We start from the raw sequence: 15,810 nt of genomic DNA, 5'->3' as shown, positions 1-15,810 counted from the left end.
AGGTGACCGAGACCCTCAGCTCCGCCCAGGCCCGTCGCATCGCGCTGGCCGCGCAGGGCTTCTCCCGCGCACGCCCCGCATCGGTGTCGGCCCGGCACATCCACCGGGTGATGGATCGGCTGGGCGTGCTGCAGATCGACTCGGTCAACGTGTTCGCGAGGTCGCACTACATGCCGCTGTTCTCGCGTCTGGGAGCCTACGATCCCGCGCTGTTCGATCGGGTGTTCCACTCCCGGACCACCCACTACGTCGAGTACATGGCTCATGAGGCGACGTTCATCCCCATCGAGGATTGGCCGCTGTGGCGATTCCGGATGGATCACTTCCGCGCCCGATGGGCGGCGGCCGACTCGTGGATGAGCCTGAACACGCGGACGCTGCGCTGGGTGCAGGACGAGCTCAGGGCGCGGGGCCCACTGCGACCGGCGGATCTCCGAGAAGATGCGCCCCGCGAGCGCGGCACATGGTGGGACTGGGATGACGTCAAGCTCGCGCTCGAGCATCTGTGGCGCACCGGGGACGTCGCGATCAGCGGTCGGAAGGGCTTCGAGCGCAGCTACGCTCTTGCCGAGCAGGTGATCCCCGACGCCATCCTGTCGCGCCACGTGCCGCGGGACGATGCGATCCGCGAGCTCACACGTCGGGCGGCGCGCTCGTCGGGAGTCGCGACGCAGTCGGATCTCGCCGACTACCACCGCATCCGCGATCGCGCGGCGGTCTCGCAGTCGATCGCCGATCTGGTCGACACGGGCGAGCTGCTCCCGGTGTCGGTGCGGGGCTGGGACCGCGGTGGGCGCCCGCTCCCGAGCTGGCGACATCGGGATGCCGTGCTGCCGCGCCGCATCGACGCGTCAGCGCTGCTGACACCGTTCGATCCCGTCGTCTGGTTCCGCGACAGAGCGCTGCGCGCCTTCGAGCTCGACTACAGGATCGAGATCTACGTCCCCGCCGACAAGCGGCGATACGGCTACTACTCGCTGCCCGTGCTCGTCGGCGACCGGATCGTGGCCCGCGTCGATCTGAAGGCCGACCGCGCGACGTCGACGCTTCAGGTGCAGTCGGCCTGGTGGGAACCTCAGGCCAGGCCTGACGCCGACGCTGAGCGGATCGCCGCAGAGCTGGCGCTCGCAGCGGAATGGCAGGGCCTCGCGCATGTCTCGGTCTCGCGGTGGGGCACCGCGGCAGAGGCTCTTCACGCCGCACTCTCGGTTCGCCCGGACACGTCCGTGCGTCGCCATGTGCACGCGAGAGAGGTGCCCTCGTGAACCGCCGCAGGGCATGGGCGATCGGCGGCGTCGGTGCCGCTCTCGTCGTCGTGGTGGCGGCATCATGGCTGTGGCTGTCATCCGGCGATGTGTCCCCTGCTGCCGGTCCCCCGGCGACGAGCAGCGCACCGACGCCTGAGATCGATGTGCGCACGACCGCACAGCAGGCGCTGGACGACCACCTCGAGGAGTGCACGTCTGCGGAGGTCTCCGATGACGCCGTTCCCGACGGATGCGGGATCAGGATCCCCTGGGGCACCGAGTTCGCCTCGGTCGACGACGTCCGGTTCCGCATAGAGCAGCTGCCGGTCCTGGAGCTCACGGACGGTGGATTCGTCGCCGACGGGGGCGTCCTCGTCGCCACCGTGTCTGGCACAGGTCAGGACGGCAGTCCGAGGACCGAGACGTATCGCACGGACTCCTGGATGCTCCGCGGCGGCGTGACCGTCGAGGGTGACGCTGTGGAGCTCGACGTCTGGTGAGCGACGCTCAGGCCCCGGGATCGACTCGCCACCGGCGGCCGGACATGCAGAAGGCCCGATGCGCTGGTGCGCATCGGGCCTTGTGACACATCAGAACTGCACGCGTGGCGGCTCGGAGATCGCGCCGCTGTCGGCGACCTCGAAGAACTCGCGCTCGGTGAATCCGAGTCCCTTGGCGAAGAGATTGTTGGGGAAGACCTTGATCTTGGTGTTCAGCTCGCGGACCCCGCCGTTGTAGAAGCGGCGCGCAGCCTGGATCTTGTCCTCGGTGTCGACGAGGGCCTGCTGCACCTGAAGGAAGTTCTGGCTCGCCTGCAGCTGCGGATAGGCCTCGGCGACCGCGAACAGGCTGCGGAGCGCCTGCTGCAGATGACCTTCGGCGATGCCCGCCTCGCCGGGGCTGCCGGCAGACAGCGTCTCCGCTCGCGCACGCGTGACGTTCTCGAACACCGCCTTCTCGTGCGAGGCGTAGCCCTTCACCGTCTCGATGAGGTTGGGTATCAGATCCGCTCTGCGCTTCAGCTGAACCGCGATGCCGCTCCAGGCCTCGTCGACGCGGACGTTGAGCTGCACCAGCGAGTTGTAGGTCGCCCAGAGGTAGATTCCGATGAGCAGAATCACACCGACGACGATCAGTACCGGCACGAGCCATTCCATCAGAGGCCCACCCTTCCTCGTGTTTGTCTCATCCTATCGGCGCAGCCTGCGCGTCGACTGGGTGTGCGACGGTCAGCTGCAGCCCCGTCATGCGCCGAGAACGCGATCCAGGTATCGGTTCGTGAATCGGCGATCCGGGTCGAGCCGGTCGCGCACGGCGGTGAAGTCGTCGAACCGCGGATAGCGCTCTCGCAGCTGCTCGGCGTTCAGCGTGTGCAGCTTGCCCCAGTGGGGGCGTCCGCCGTGCTCGAGCATGATCTGCTCCACGGCCTCGAAGTACACCGAAGGATCGGCGCGCCAGTAGCGGTGGACCGCGATGTACCCCGTGGCCCTGCCGTACGCCGTCGACAGCCACCTGTCGTCGCCCGCCGCGAAGCGCACCTCGATAGGGAATTCGATGCGCCATCCTCGTCGCTCGATGAGCTCGCGCACAGCGCGGAAGGCCGGCACGACGTTCTCGACGGGCAGCGCGTACTCCATCTCGCGGAACCGCACCGTGCGGCTCTGTGTCAGGACGCGGTGCGACAGCTCGGTGTAGCGCCGGTCGCCCGTGAGCTTCACCGCGAGCCTGTTGAACGGCGGAGTGATGACGGGTGCCACCTGCCCGGCGGCGCATACCGCCCGGTATACGCCGTTCGAGAGCAGGGTCTCATCGATCCAGCGCCCTACGACGGGGAGAGGCTGCCGCCGTGTCGACTCCGGCAGTCTGGTCTGTCTCTTGGTCAGAGCGATGTCCGTGTGCGGGAACCAGTAGAACTCGAAGTGGTCCGATTCCTCGACCCGACTGTGCAGGGTCTCGAGAACGTCGTCGAGAGGCGCTGGCTCGTCGACTGCCTCCAGGAGGAGGTTCGGCACGCACTGCAGCGTGATGTCGACCAGGATCCCGAGCGCGCCGAGCCCCAGTGTGACCGCGGGCAGCAGATCGGTGTTCTGCCTCTCGTCCACTCTCAGGAACTCGCCGGCTGCGGTCACCATGGTCGCCGCGACGACCTGTGTGGCGAGTCCTCCGAACCCGGACCCGGTCCCATGGGTCCCGGTCGAGATCGCGCCGGAGATGGACTGACGGTCGATGTCGCCGAGGTTCTCCATGGCGAGACCGAACGGCGCAAGCAGTGAGGGGATGCGGTGCAGCCGGGTTCCCGCGAGCAGGGTCGCGCGGCCGGTGGACGCGTCGGCCGATACGAGTCCTTGCATGTCGTCGAGTTCCAGGAGCACCCCGGGGGCGACGGCGATGCCCGTGAAGCTGTGCCCCGCTCCGACCGCCTTCACGGTGAGACCTTGCGACACAGCCGCCCGGACGGCGCGCTGCACGCCTTCCGGCGTGCGCGGGCGCTCGACGCGGAGCGGCTTCACCTGCGCCGACCGCCCCCAGTTCTGCCAGGTTCCGCCGATCCGGGTCACAGGAACGCCTTCCCCTCGCCGCGATACGTGGGAAGCTCGTCGACGATCTCGTCGCCGGAGACGAGCTGGTAGCTGTCGATGCGCTCGGCAGGCTCGCCGCTCTTCGCGTGGCGGAACCAGACCCGATCGCCCACTCCGAGGTGCTGGGCCTCTCGCCCCTGCAGCGGTGTCTGCACCTCGCCCGCGGCCTCGCGCGACAGAGTGCGCAGTCCCTGCGGCCAGACGGGCGACGGCTGTCGCGACGTCACGGCGGGGCCCGAGGCGATCCATCCGCCACCGAGCACGGTCGCGATGTCGGCGGCCGGCCGCCGCACCACGTCGAACGCGAACGCCGACGCCGGTGCCGGGCGGAAGGATCGGTACCCGTCGAAGAGGTGCCCTCCGAGCAGTCCGCTGCCGGCACTCGCCTCGGTCAGCGATTCGTCGCTGCCGGTGAACTCGAGGGAGCCGGTCCCTCCGCCGTTGAGGAACTCGAGAGGGGCGATCTCCGAGAGTGCGCCGACGATCGCGGCTCGTCGGTCTCGCAGCTCTGACCGCGAGCGCGCCTGCATCAGACGGATCACCGGCGCGTCCGGTCCCGCGTTGTCGCCCTGCCCGGCGATCTGGGCCTCGTACATCTGCAGGCCGACGAGCGTGAAGCCGGGGCGGCGGACGATCGTGCGAGCGAAGGCCGCCACCTCTCCCGGAGTGAACAGCGCGGACCTGCGGACGCCGATATGACCGAGCGCCGCCGATCGCAGTGAGGCGTCCGCGTCGATCGCGACACGGATGTCGGGGCGATGGCCGGCAGGCGCGACGCTGTCGACGATGTCGAGATGCGCCGGGTCGTCGACCATGAGCGTGATGCGCCGCGCCGCCTCTTCGGATTCGAAGAGCTGCGCGAGTCCCGCGCGATCGACCGTCGGGTAGCCGATCACGATGTCGTCATGGGTCTCGGCGAGCCAGAGCGCTTCGGCGAGGGTGAACGCGAGAATCCCCCGGTAGCCGGGAAGCTGCAGCACCGCGTCGAGCACCGAGCGCACGCGCACCGACTTCGAGGCGACGCGGATCGGCAGTCCGCCCGCACGGACCAGCAGATCCAGGGCGTTGTGCCGGAGCGCTTCTCTGTCGATCACCGCCACGGGAGCAGAGAGGTGGCCGGTCGCCGCAGACAGGCGCGGCCAGTACCGTGACGGGTCGTGCCACTCGGGGGAGACTGCGTTTCGTCCCTGATCGGGGCTCATATCGGCGATGAGGTCGAGCACTCCCCCACCCTATGTCCAGCGCGGACGCGGATTCATGCTTTCTGAGATCGAGTCGCAGCGCAGTCGTACGGCCACGTCCGGAATCCCGGTACTTTAGCCGCAATGCTCGTAATGAACATCCACGGTCGCCGTCTCTATCACTGAGGCCGTCATTCGTGGCGGCTCACCGGCCGTGCCCGGCCGGTTGCCGGGGGGTAGCGATGCTGTCTCAGCAGCATCACAGGGAGACGGGCGCTGGGACGCCCGTCTCCCTTCGCCCTGTCCGTGCGGGATGCGGCGCCGGAGCGGCCGATATACCCGTGTAATCTGAGCCAGTCACATGGAGCCCCCGTAGCCCAATGGCAGAGGCAGGCGACTTAAAATCGCTTCAGTCTGGGTTCGAGTCCCAGCGGGGGCACAGCGCGCTTCTCAGCCATCCGCGCGTCGATCTGCCGCGCCGCGGGTCTGTCCGTTCGCGGATGCCGACCCGCGCGCCTCACGGATTCGGCGCAGGACCAGCACACCGACGGCGATCGCCAGCGCTGAATACACGGCGTAGTCGAGATACCCGAGCAGGTGCTCGAGCTGCTCGTGCTGGGTTCCCAGCAGGGCACCCACCCCGATGAGCAGAGTGTTCCACAGGCCGCTGCCCACGATGGTGTAGACGCTGAATCGCGCCAGGTTCATCCGCGTGGCACCCGCAGGGATCGAGATCAGGCTGCGGACTCCGGGGACCATCCGCCCCACGAGCACCGTCCACCCTCCGCTTCGCTGGAACCAGGCCACTCCCCGGTCCAGATCGCCGCGGCTGACCAGCTTGGTGGCCGCGAGAAGCCGCACGGCCCGCTCGATGCCGATGGCCGCCCCGAGCCAGTAGAGCAGGAGCGCTCCGATCCATGAGGCGAGGGTGCTCCACACGATCAGCCAGCCGAGCGTGAGGTCGCCGCTCTGACTCAGGTACCCGGCGAACGGCAGGATCACCTCGCTCGGAATGGGCGGGACGAGCACCTCGAGGAACACCAGCACGCCCACGCCGATGTCGCCGAGCTGGGTGAGGACGTCGGCGGCGAACCCGGTGAGGCCGGAGAATCCGTGATCCGACGGCGATGACTCGGCGGCCGCCATGATCGCGCCGCTCATCGGCCGAACAGATCGCCGATTCCGGGGATGCCGAGGTCGCCGAGCCGCTGACCCCATTCGCTCGCGGTGTCGCCGAGGCCCGAGACGGTCTCACCGGCCGATCCGAGAACACCCTCAGCGGCTCCCGCGAGCTCCTCTCCGCCGAGTCCGCTCGCGATCGCCTCGACGTCGACACCCTGCGCGAGCGCGTCGAAGTCGACACCGAGCCCGGCCGCCTGCTCGAGAAGGGGGGCGGCGACGGCACTGCCGACGGCGCCGACCGCCACGATGCCCAACGCGCCCACGGCGGCGCCGCCGACGGCACCGGCAGCGCCGAACCCGCGCACCCGCGACAGGATGCCGCGCATGCGTCCGGGGTGCGCCGCCTCGGAGCGCCCGGCCGCGCGTGCGAGATCCTCCGGCGAGGACGAGGTCGGGCGTTCGCCGGGCGCGAGCTCCGTGTTCATGCGCTCCTGCACCTGCGCGCGCTGCGCCGGCGTCAGCCGCGCGAACGCCTCGCGATGGATCTGCTCGACGCGGTGCGGATCGGCGGTCTCGAGCAGGTAGTCGTATCGTGCGATCGCGGCCCGGTCGGCGTCCGACCCCGATCCGGCTGCACGGGAGGCGGAGGCGGCACCGGCAGGAGGCGGAGAGTATGGGTCACGCGACATCCGGTGCACCGGCGGAGGAGAGTATCGATCATTTTCCGGGTGACGCCGTCCGGGCGCGGGAGGCGTCTGCCCCCGCGAGCCGTCGCGATCCGTGCGGGATCCGCTCTCGTCGAGATCGAGGGCGCGAGCGGCCATCCCGAGCAGTCGGTTGAGTTTTCCCATGGTGACGATTCCTTCGTGGTGTGGACGACCACGGGTCTCGACAGCGGTGCGGTGAGGGGTCCTTGGCCGTCCGCGGATACGGACGCCAGGTCTCCTCCACCCTCACGGGCCGGTGGGCCGGGACACGACCTCGTATCCGTAATGACGACACCACCGCAGACGGGAGTACTCCCCTTGCGCTGCCGACGGTAGCAAGCGCGCCTATGAACGGGGTGCGAGACACGCCCCGTCGGCGGAGACGACGAACGCCCCGACTCCGGAGGAATCGGGGCGTTCGAGGAGAGGACTACTTGGCGGCAGCCGTCTCGGCGGTCTTCTTGGCGGCCGGCTTCTTGGCACCGGTCTTCTGGCCGGCGGGCTTCTCGTCAGCAGCCTTGTCGACGGCGGTCGCCTGCGCGGCCGGAGCCGTGACGGCGGGAGCCGGCGCATCGGCGGCCGGACGCGGGCGAGCGGCGAACTCCTCGAAGACATAGCGCGGGTTCTGGACCGTCTCGAGGTTCACCAGGTCGCGACCGAGCCACAGGTTGTTCCACCAGCCCCACACCACGCGGAACTTGCGCTCCCACGTGGGCATCGCGAGGCCGTGGTATCCACGGTGGGCGACCCAGGCGACGAACCCCTTGAGGGCGATCTTGCCGGACTGGAAGACACCGTTGTAGAGCCCGAGGCCCGCGACGGCGCCGAGGTTCTTGTGGAAGTACTCCTTCGGGTCCTCGCCACGCAGCACGGCGACGATGTTCTTCGCGAGGAGCTTCGCCTGACGGACGGCGTGCTGGGCGTTCGGCACGCAGAAGCCGCCGACGCCACCACCGGACAGGTCGGGGACGGCAGAGACGTCACCGGCGGCCCAGGCCCCGGGAACGAAGGCCTCGGGGGTGCCGACACGGAGGTCTGCGCGGGTCTGGATGCGGCCGCGCTCCTCGATCGGGAGGTCGCCACCGCGCACCACCGTCGGGTTCGCCATGACACCGGCGGTCCAGACGATCAGATCGGTGGGGATGACCTCACCCGTCGACAGCTCGACGTTGCCGTCGACCGCGCTGGTGAGCTGCGTGTCGAGGTGCACGTTGGCGCCACGCTTCGCGAGGTCCTTGAGCACCCACTCGCTCGTCTGCAGCGAGACCTCTGGCATGATGCGCCCCATCGCCTCGATGAGGTGGAAGTGGGTGTCGTCGAAGGTCAGCTGCGGGTACTTGCTGACCAGCGACGAGGCGAGCGAGCGCAGCTCGGCGAACACCTCGATGCCGGCGAAGCCACCGCCGACGACGACGACGGAGAGCAGGCGATCGCGCGCGGGGCCCGCAGGCAGCGACGCCGCCTTGTCGAAGTTCGACATCAGGCGGTCACGGATCGCGACGGCCTCCTCGATCGTCTTCAGGCCGATCGCGTTGTCTGCGATGCCCGGGATCGGGAAGGTGCGCGAGACGGCACCCGCGGTCACCACGATCTGGTCGTACGCGAACTCGTACGGCTCGCCCACGGGAGGCGTGATCGTCGCGACCTTCTCGGCGTGGTTGATTCCGGTCACCTTGGCGGTGAGCACGTTCGTGCGCTTGAGGTGACGACGGTGGGCGACCACCGAGTGTCGGGCTTCGATCGAGCCGGCGGCAACCTCGGGGAGGAACGGCTGGTACGTCATGTACGGCAGCGGGTCGACCATGGTGACGTCTGCTTCACCCTTGCGAAGGTGCTTCTCCAGCTTCCACGCCGTGTAGAAGCCTGCATAGCCTCCACCGACGATCAGAATCTTGGGCACAGTGCTGTTCTGAGGCACAGGGGGACAACTCCTCGGGAGTCAGGAATGTGGCGTGCGTGCGCGCGCCGATCGGATGCGCCGGGCAGCTGCGGTGACGCCAAGCGCTATCAGGATACCAGGGACTGTGAGCGCGATGAGCGGCAGGGTACCGTAGCGCAGCGATTCAGCGCTGGGAAGCAGCGGTGAACCGGCTTCCGTCGGCGCGTCCGCATCCGGCAGAGGCGGCACCTCGACCGGCGCGGCGGTGGGTTCCGGCTGCGGGACCGTCTCCGCCCGACGGAACAGGCGGACCCACTCGGCGAGGTCTCCCATGGGGTTCTCGGAGACCTTGGGCACGTCCCCGCTGATCGCCGCCTCGGCATCCACCAGACCGTAGCCGTAGAGGGGGTCGGGCGGATCCGCCATGCCAGGGACCTCGATCGCCGTCTTGATGATGCGGTTGATGACGTTGGCGGCATCGAGCTCGGGATGCGCGGACCGGACGAGGGCCGCGATGCCCGCGACGATGGGCGCCGCACCGCTGGTGCCGCTCCAGGGTACGACCGTGCCGTCCGCCGAGACGCCGCGCAGGCCCTCGCTGGGTGCCGCGATGCCGATGGTGATCCCCTGCGTCGAGGCTTCGATGCTCGCCGTGCCCGTCTGATCGACTCCGCCGACCGTGAGCACGCCGGGGATCGTCGCGGGGGCGCCGATGATGTCGGTGCCGCTCCCCCGATTGCCCGCCGCGACCACGACCACGACGTCGTTCTCGAAGGCGTAGAGGAACGCGTCGTCCCAACTCTTGTCCCAGTCCAGCGTGTTCGTGGTGAACGAGAGGTTGATGATGTCCGCCCCGTGATCGACCGCCCAGCGCATCGCCTTCGCCACCTGCTCGGTGAACGGCACGGCGGCAGCTGCGCCGAACCCCACGGAGATCGAGAGCAGATCGGCTTCGGGGGCGACGCCGATCATGCCCTTGCCGTCGGCCGCGCCGCGCCCGGCGGCGAGGGATGCGACCCACGAGCCGTGATTGCCGTCGATGGCACCCACCGGGGTGCGCCCGTCGGGTGTCCCGGTGCCGGACACGTCCGTGCCGCCGACGACGGCCCCGTCGAACACTCCCGGGACCTTGGCGATCCCGGTGTCGATGACGGCGATGGTCACTCCGTCGCCGCGGGTGGTCTGCCAGGCGTCTCGGATCCCGGCGCCATCGAGCCAGTATTCGGCGGCGCGCACCGGATCGGCAGGATCATCGGGCACCGGCGGCGGCGTCGCCGCTGCGCCGAGTAGCAGGACGGATGCCACGATCGTCGCCACCGCGACGCCGTTGCGCAGCATCCGCGGCGGCCTCATTCGGTCGACGCCTCGACGTCGCGCAGCGCCGCGCCCGGGGCGTCGCACCGGCACTTCTCGGGAGACCACGTCGAACGCTCGAGCGCCACGTCGCCGATCGGGTTCACGCCGGGGCCGGCCGCGAGAGCGTGACCGGCCAGAGCGTGCAGGCACTTGACGCGCGTGGGCATGCCGCCGGCCGAGATGCCGTCGATCTCGGTGACCTCGCCGAACTGCGCACGGTCGGCGAGGTAGGCCTCGTGCGCCGCGAGGTAGGCCGCCGCGACCCCGTCGTCCTCGGCGAGGAGCGCCGCGAGCTCCGGCATGACCTGAGTGGCCTCGAGAGTCGACATGGCCGCAGTCGCGGCAGGGTGGGTGAGGTAGTAGAAGGTGGGGAACGGCGTTCCGTCCGGCAGCCTCGGCGTGGTGGCGACGACCGTGGGGTTGCCGCACACGCAACGGGCTGCGATGCCGACGACGCCGCGCGCGGTTCTCCCCAACTGGGCCGACACCACGGCGAGTTCGGCGGTCGTGGGGGCGGGGAATGGCGGCGTGGTCACCCGACCAGCGTACGGGAGCCGACCGGGAGGATGCTCGGAGCACACGCCCCGTGCGGCGGCGGCGCAGGTCAGCGGGCGACTGCGGCCGTGTCGCTGAGTCCGGCGGACGTCAGAGTGCGCAGGAGCTGCGGCATCCAGTCGGAGGGCGTCTCCTCGAGCGTGTCGCTGACCGGGCCCTGCTGCTGCGGAAGCGCGGCGGGGTCGAGGTCGTTGTCGATCAGGTACACGACCTCGCCGGGCTTGACGTAATACAGGCGCTCACGCGCCTGGGTGGTGATGTACGCCGGGTCGTTCCAGCGTTCACGCTCTTTCTCGAGCGCGGCGATCTGGTCTTCGGAGACCTGGATCGACTGCTCCAGAGCCGAGATCTTCTGCCTCTGATCGATGAAGGTGCCGAGCGTCGGCACCAGCACCCATGCGCCGAGGACCACGAGAGACAGCATGATGACCGAGAAGGCCGACAGGCGGATGCCGGAGGCCCACTCGCGCACATCGACCCTGCGGTCCTGCGCGCCTCTGCTCGCCGCACCCCGGGGCGTCCGACCCGCGGTGCGCTGTGCGGGCGACGGCGGCGCTGAGGCGGGCCGGGTCGCCCCCGGAGACGCCGAAGGAGGAGCCGGTCGTCGTGCCACGGCTCCTCCTCCGTTCGAGCCGCTCAGGCGGCTTCTGTCTGTCTCAGCTGTGTTCAGCCCTGGTAGCGCGGGAACGCGGAGCGGCCGGCGAAGACAGCCGCGTCGCCCAGCTCCTCCTCGATGCGCAGAAGCTGATTGTACTTCGCGACGCGCTCGCTGCGAGCAGGCGCACCCGCCTTGATCTGACCCGCGTTCGTCGCGACCACGAGGTCGGCGATCGTCGTGTCCTCGGTCTCACCCGAGCGGTGCGACAGCATGGCGGTGTAACCCGAGCGCTGCGCCAGGCTGACCGCGTCGAACGTCTCGGTGAGCGTTCCGATCTGGTTGACCTTCACGAGCAGCGAGTTGGCGACGCCGCGCTTGATGCCGTCAGCCAGACGCGTCGGGTTCGTGACGAACAGGTCGTCTCCGACGAGCTGGACCTTCGAGCCGAGAGCGTCGGTGAGGAGCTTCCAGTTGTCCCAGTCGTCCTCGGCGAGGGCGTCCTCGATCGTGACGATCGGGAAGTCGTTGACCAGACCCTGGTAGTACTCGATCAGCTCGGGGCCGGTCCAGTCCTTGTTGTCGAGGCGGTACACGCCGTCGCTGAAGAACTCGGTCGCTGCGACGTCGAGGCCGAGCGCGATCTCGGTGCCCGGCTTGAAGCCGGCCTTCTCGATCGCCTTGACGAGGAAGTCGAGACCCTCGCGGTTGCTGGGCAGGTCGGGGGCGAAGCCGCCCTCGTCGCCGAGGCCCGTCGCGTAGCCGGCGGCCTTCAGCTCGCCGCGCAGCACGTGGTAGGTCTCGACACCCCAGCGGAGCGCCTCGGAGTACGTCTCGGCGCCGATCGGCGCGAGGAAGAACTCCTGCATGTCGATGCCGTTGTCGGCGTGCTCGCCGCCGTTGATCACGTTGAAGAGCGGCACGGGCAGCACGTGCGCGTTGGGGCCGCCCAGGTAGCGGAACAGGGGCAGATCGGCCGAGTCGGCCGCGGCCTTCGCGACGGCGAGGCTGACGCCGAGGATCGCGTTGGCGCCGGTGCGCTGCTTGTTCTCGGTGCCGTCGGTCTCGATCAGGATCTCGTCGACGATGCGCTGCTCGCTCGCCTCGATGCCCTCGAGCGCCGGTCCGAGCTCGTCGATGATGGCGTCGACGGCCTTGAGCACGCCCTTGCCGCCATAACGGCTCTTGTCGCCGTCGCGCAGCTCGTACGCCTCGAATGCGCCGGTGGATGCACCCGACGGGACGGCTGCCCGCTGGACTACGCCGTCGTCGAGGAGCACCTCCACCTCAACGGTCGGGTTTCCGCGCGAGTCGAGAATCTCGCGTGCGCCTACAGCCTCGATCAGTGCCACTGATGTGCTCCTTGCTCAGAGAAAAGGTGTGTGGAGCGTCGTCGATCCGCGCCCAGTCTAGCCCGCCCGGCCCTCAGCACCCGGGTCGGGGCCGGAGGTTCACACGACGACAGCGAGCGCGACGCCGTCCCAGCCTTTGACACCGACCGTCTGCAGCGCGGTGGCGTCGAAGCGCGGGTCCTCGCCCAGCATCCGCAGTGCATCCCTGGTGCCGACGACCTTGGGGTCGGTCGCATCGTCGCGCACGATCTCACCCTCCCGTCCGATGTTGTCGAGCACGATCACGGTTCCGGGACGGCCCAGCTTCGCGGCCCAGTCGAGGTAGACCGTGTTCGACTCCTTGTCGGCGTCGATGAAGACCAGGTCGAAGCCGCCGACCAGCGTGGGGAGCACGTCGGCACCTCGGCCGATCCGGATGTCGACGCGGTCTCCGACGCCGGCGGCATCGATGCTCGCGCGGGCCACGGCGGCGTTGTCCGCTTCGGCCTCGACGGTGATCACCCGCCCCTCGGGACCCACCGCCCGTGCGAGCCAGATCGTCGAGTACCCGCCGAGCGTTCCGATCTCCAGCACGCGGCGAGCGCCGCTGATGCGGGCGAGGAGGTTGAGGAGCTTGCCGCCGACCGGCGCGACCTCGATCTCGGGAAGACCGGCATCGTGCTGAGCGGCCAGCGCCGCCTCCAGCTGCGGATCATGACCGACGAGGAGATCAGCGAGATAGGCGTCGGCATTCGACCAGGCGGCGGGAGTGGATTCCATGCCCTCAGCAAACCGTGAGCCCCGAAGAGCGTCAAGAGGGTTGCGGACCCCTCCCGGCTCGGGGAGCGGACAGCAGCCGCCCGGGCGCGCCCGCGAGCTCGGGCTGACGACGGAACTGGCCCGTGAGTGCCAATGCGGCGATCACCGCCGCCGCGACGATCCATCCCGCGACGCCGAGAGGTCCGGCGAGTGCGAGATCGGGCTGCGATGCGGCGAAGATGAGGACGAGTCCGGCGGCCGCGTTCAGCGAGCCGTGCGCGAGGACGGCGGGCCAGACCGATGCGGAGCGCAGACGCAGCCAGCCCAGCAGCACACCCCAGGCCATGCAGCCGCCGATCATGAACAGCACGCCGGTGATGTCGGTGCGCCCGAAGTTGTAGCCCAGCAGGATCACCGGGCTGTGCCAGAAGCCCCAGATCGCTCCGCTGATGAGGAGTGCCGGCCACGTGCCGAGCGGTCGCAGGGCCGGGACGAGCCACCCGCGCCAGCCGAGTTCTTCGCCGAACGCCAGCACACTGTTGATCAGGGCGCCGACAGGGATCGTCACGATCTGCGAGATCACGATGAGCTCGATCGGGGGCATCGGCGCACCGGCGGGCAGCGACCTCGCGATCTCAGCGGAGAACGCCGAGAACGTCGGGTCGAGCTGCACCCATCCGAAGGCCGCCGCGACCACGATGCCGAGCGCGACGAGAACCGGAGGGACGAGCCAGCCCGCCACCATCAGCCAGACGACCCGCCTGGCCGGGCGCAGGGGCCAGATGCCCAGGAAGCGGAGCCGCTCCCCCGGTGCCGGCACACGCAGGGCGAGGGTGACCACGAGCGCGGCGAGCGCGGGGGTCAGCATCATCACGGGCAGCAGGAACCAGGTGCTGGGCTCGGCGAGGCCGTCGCCCAGCCACAGCGGCAGGGCGACGAGCCAGGCGAGCCCGCACGCGAGCGCGACGAAGAGGACGACGGATGCGGCTCTGATGCGGGTCATGGATTGACTCCCGGTTCGGTGTCGATGTGCTGATCGGTGTCGATGTGCTGTTCGGTGTCGATGTGCGGTGCGATCATCGGGATGCTGCGGAAGCGAGGACAGATGCCGCTGTGGAGGCGTCATCGACGGTGACGACGAACACGCGACCGTCTGTGCGGGTGATCTCGAGGGCCTCGCCGGTGCGCAGCACGAATCCGCGCCGCCCGTCGGTGCCGATTCGGTAGCCCCAGCCGCCGAACTCGGCGAACGGGTCGACCTGCACCGCGCGAGCGCTGGCGATGTCGGCCGCGGCGATCTCGAGACGCGGCCATCCGGCGACGGAGCGCACCCGAAGGCCAGCGGTGCTCGCCCGCACCCGGAACGACAGACCGGTCGCCACGACGATGACGAGGACCACAGTGATGCCCGCCACGATCCACCCGGCGGCGATGCCCCGGGCGAGCAGCAGCACGCTCACGGCGACCGTGAAGAAGACGCTGATCCCGAGGACGACCTGGCCACTGCGGGCCACGTTCACGGTCTTCATCCACACGGCGCGCTCGTGGTCGGCGAGAGGCAGAGGTGCCGCCGGATCCGCGGACGCGACGGACGCGACGGGCACCTTCGGCTGCGCGAACCATCCGATCACCCCGAGGCCGGCGGCGATCGCGACGATGACCGGGACCCAGGGGGTGATGTCGGGCGCCTCGGTCGCATCGGAGAGCCCTCGCTGGGAGCCGGTCGTCGTGATCGCGAGCATGGACATCAGGCCCGCCATCGCGAGGCCGGCCGCTCCGAGCAGACGGGCGGTCGTCGACCACTGCGACTGAGGAAGCGGCCCGCCCGAGCCCCGTGGGGGCAGCCTGTGCGAGACCAGGACGATGATCGCGAACATCGCCACGATCCCTCCGCCCAGGCCGATCAGCATGACCAGTGGCGTCCACCGCGGCGCGAAGCCATCGGCCCCGTCGAGGCCCCAGTGGATCGCCGCAGGATCGGGGATGTCGGGCAGCCACGCCAGGACGATGACGGCGGCGAGCACGATCAGAGCGGCGGGGACGATGACCCCGACCCACCAGAAGGCGGTGCGGGCGCGGCGGATCTCGGGGGTCATGCGTCGGTCTCCTTGATGAGCGCGGCCAGTGTCGAGGAAGAGAGTCCGAGGGATGCGGCGCGGGCGACGAGCGCGGCGATGTCCTGTGAGAGCTCGGCGAGCGGAGATGCAGCAGCGGACACCACCGCTCCCCTGCCACGGCGCAGATCGATCAGCCCCTCGTCGCGCAGCTGCTGATAGGCACGGAGCACGGTGTGCAGGTTGATCTCGAGCGCCTCGGCGAGTTCACGGGCGGCAGGCAGCCGGTCACCCGGCACGAGACGTCCGGCGAGGACATCGGCGCGAACGGATGCCGCGACCTGATCGAAGAGCGGCCGAGCGCTGTCGGCGTCGATGCGGATCAGCATCCCGTCCTCCAATCTTCTAGTAGTTCTACATAAACTATAACAACTGTCGCAACCCT

16 protein-coding genes and 1 tRNA gene are annotated in these 15,810 nt (G+C 69.5%); 3 read left to right on the top strand and 14 right to left on the bottom strand.

The features are described 5' to 3' along the window. Nucleotides 1–2: 2 nt before the first annotated feature. The gene (locus BEP68_RS04460) at nucleotides 3–1,265 is read left to right on the top strand and encodes a winged helix-turn-helix domain-containing protein (RefSeq protein WP_056277957.1); all 1,263 of its coding nucleotides are present in this window, start codon (nucleotides 3–5) and stop codon (nucleotides 1,263–1,265) included. Next, entirely contained in the window at nucleotides 1,262–1,747 is a 486-nt protein-coding gene (locus BEP68_RS04455; protein ID WP_187249361.1) for a hypothetical protein, read from the top strand. The genes BEP68_RS04460 and BEP68_RS04455 overlap by 4 nt, the downstream gene beginning before the upstream one ends. Before the next feature lie 90 nt (nucleotides 1,748–1,837). On the opposite strand, the gene BEP68_RS04450 is transcribed toward BEP68_RS04455, so the two are convergent. The 3 genes from BEP68_RS04450 to BEP68_RS04440 form a co-directional block, all read right to left on the bottom strand. Then, the gene (locus tag BEP68_RS04450) at nucleotides 1,838–2,404 is read right to left on the bottom strand and encodes a LemA family protein (protein WP_187249360.1); all 567 of its coding nucleotides are present in this window, start codon (nucleotides 2,402–2,404) and stop codon (nucleotides 1,838–1,840) included. A gap of 87 nt (nucleotides 2,405–2,491) precedes the next feature. Then, nucleotides 2,492–3,805, bottom strand: coding sequence for a D-arabinono-1,4-lactone oxidase (locus tag BEP68_RS04445; RefSeq protein ID WP_187249359.1), 1,314 nt, complete (start codon nucleotides 3,803–3,805; stop codon nucleotides 2,492–2,494). Beyond that, on the bottom strand, nucleotides 3,802–5,049 hold the full coding sequence (locus BEP68_RS04440) for an alanine racemase (RefSeq protein ID WP_056277950.1): 1,248 nt from the start codon (nucleotides 5,047–5,049) through the stop codon (nucleotides 3,802–3,804). The genes BEP68_RS04445 and BEP68_RS04440 overlap by 4 nt, the downstream gene beginning before the upstream one ends. Before the next feature lie 324 nt (nucleotides 5,050–5,373). Between BEP68_RS04440 and BEP68_RS04435 the strand changes: the two genes are divergently transcribed. Next, nucleotides 5,374–5,446: transfer RNA gene (locus BEP68_RS04435), tRNA-Leu, on the top strand. Nucleotides 5,447–5,457: 11 nt separating this feature from the next. Here BEP68_RS04435 and BEP68_RS04430 read toward each other — a convergent pair. The 11 genes from BEP68_RS04430 to BEP68_RS04380 all read right to left on the bottom strand — a co-directional run bounded on the left by BEP68_RS04430 (nucleotide 5,458) and on the right by BEP68_RS04380 (nucleotide 15,754). After that, complete coding sequence (locus BEP68_RS04430; RefSeq protein WP_261987722.1) at nucleotides 5,458–6,168, bottom strand: DedA family protein; 711 nt, start codon at nucleotides 6,166–6,168, stop codon at nucleotides 5,458–5,460. Beyond that, nucleotides 6,165–6,980 (bottom strand): cation-transporting ATPase, encoded by an 816-nt coding sequence (locus tag BEP68_RS04425; RefSeq protein WP_187249358.1) that lies wholly within the window; start codon nucleotides 6,978–6,980, stop codon nucleotides 6,165–6,167. The genes BEP68_RS04430 and BEP68_RS04425 overlap by 4 nt, the downstream gene beginning before the upstream one ends. A gap of 286 nt (nucleotides 6,981–7,266) precedes the next feature. Further along, a complete protein-coding gene (locus tag BEP68_RS04420) occupies nucleotides 7,267–8,736 on the bottom strand; it encodes an NAD(P)/FAD-dependent oxidoreductase (protein WP_053099042.1) in 1,470 nt (489 codons plus the stop codon). Nucleotides 8,737–8,775: 39 nt separating this feature from the next. Further along, the gene (locus tag BEP68_RS04415; RefSeq protein WP_053095506.1) at nucleotides 8,776–10,068 is read right to left on the bottom strand and encodes a S8 family serine peptidase; all 1,293 of its coding nucleotides are present in this window, start codon (nucleotides 10,066–10,068) and stop codon (nucleotides 8,776–8,778) included. After that, nucleotides 10,065–10,607 carry a DUF501 domain-containing protein gene (locus BEP68_RS04410; protein WP_053095505.1) on the bottom strand — a complete coding sequence of 181 codons (543 nt, stop codon included), beginning with the start codon at nucleotides 10,605–10,607 and terminating at the stop codon, nucleotides 10,065–10,067. The genes BEP68_RS04415 and BEP68_RS04410 overlap by 4 nt, the downstream gene beginning before the upstream one ends. Before the next feature lie 68 nt (nucleotides 10,608–10,675). Continuing rightward, nucleotides 10,676–11,239 (bottom strand): FtsB family cell division protein, encoded by a 564-nt coding sequence (locus BEP68_RS04405; RefSeq protein WP_083569297.1) that lies wholly within the window; start codon nucleotides 11,237–11,239, stop codon nucleotides 10,676–10,678. A gap of 53 nt (nucleotides 11,240–11,292) precedes the next feature. After that, nucleotides 11,293–12,573 (bottom strand): phosphopyruvate hydratase, encoded by a 1,281-nt coding sequence (gene eno, locus BEP68_RS04400; RefSeq protein WP_053095504.1) that lies wholly within the window; start codon nucleotides 12,571–12,573, stop codon nucleotides 11,293–11,295. Between the two features lie 99 nt (nucleotides 12,574–12,672). Beyond that, nucleotides 12,673–13,332: an O-methyltransferase gene (locus tag BEP68_RS04395; protein WP_072590968.1), complete on the bottom strand. Its 660-nt coding sequence runs from the start codon at nucleotides 13,330–13,332 to the stop codon at nucleotides 12,673–12,675. A 31-nt stretch (nucleotides 13,333–13,363) separates the two neighbouring features. After that, on the bottom strand, nucleotides 13,364–14,314 hold the full coding sequence (locus tag BEP68_RS04390) for a CPBP family intramembrane glutamic endopeptidase (RefSeq protein WP_187249357.1): 951 nt from the start codon (nucleotides 14,312–14,314) through the stop codon (nucleotides 13,364–13,366). A gap of 73 nt (nucleotides 14,315–14,387) precedes the next feature. Then, complete coding sequence (locus BEP68_RS04385) at nucleotides 14,388–15,407, bottom strand: DUF1648 domain-containing protein (RefSeq protein WP_187249356.1); 1,020 nt, start codon at nucleotides 15,405–15,407, stop codon at nucleotides 14,388–14,390. Continuing rightward, complete coding sequence (locus BEP68_RS04380; protein ID WP_072590965.1) at nucleotides 15,404–15,754, bottom strand: GntR family transcriptional regulator; 351 nt, start codon at nucleotides 15,752–15,754, stop codon at nucleotides 15,404–15,406. The genes BEP68_RS04385 and BEP68_RS04380 overlap by 4 nt, the downstream gene beginning before the upstream one ends. Nucleotides 15,755–15,810 lie beyond the last annotated feature (56 nt).

The sequence above is a fragment of the Microbacterium sp. 4-7 genome, from assembly GCF_014332665.1.
In the GTDB taxonomy this organism is placed as follows: domain Bacteria; phylum Actinomycetota; class Actinomycetes; order Actinomycetales; family Microbacteriaceae; genus Microbacterium.
This window is presented reverse-complemented; position numbering and strand designations above follow the sequence as displayed.

What these genes read in the sequence shown, in the direction of transcription:
- BEP68_RS04450 (WP_187249360.1), bottom strand. Translation starts at nt 2,404, where the DNA reads ATGGAATGGCTCGTGCCGGTACTGATCGTCGTCGGTGTGATTCTGCTC.
- BEP68_RS04430 (WP_261987722.1), bottom strand. Translation starts at nt 6,168, where the DNA reads ATGAGCGGCGCGATCATGGCGGCCGCCGAGTCATCGCCGTCGGATCAC.
- BEP68_RS04425 (WP_187249358.1), bottom strand. Translation starts at nt 6,980, where the DNA reads ATGGGAAAACTCAACCGACTGCTCGGGATGGCCGCTCGCGCCCTCGAT.
- BEP68_RS04415 (WP_053095506.1), bottom strand. Translation starts at nt 10,068, where the DNA reads ATGAGGCCGCCGCGGATGCTGCGCAACGGCGTCGCGGTGGCGACGATC.
- BEP68_RS04395 (WP_072590968.1), bottom strand. Translation starts at nt 13,332, where the DNA reads ATGGAATCCACTCCCGCCGCCTGGTCGAATGCCGACGCCTATCTCGCT.
- BEP68_RS04390 (WP_187249357.1), bottom strand. Translation starts at nt 14,314, where the DNA reads ATGACCCGCATCAGAGCCGCATCCGTCGTCCTCTTCGTCGCGCTCGCG.
- BEP68_RS04385 (WP_187249356.1), bottom strand. Translation starts at nt 15,407, where the DNA reads ATGACCCCCGAGATCCGCCGCGCCCGCACCGCCTTCTGGTGGGTCGGG.
- BEP68_RS04380 (WP_072590965.1), bottom strand. Translation starts at nt 15,754, where the DNA reads ATGCTGATCCGCATCGACGCCGACAGCGCTCGGCCGCTCTTCGATCAG.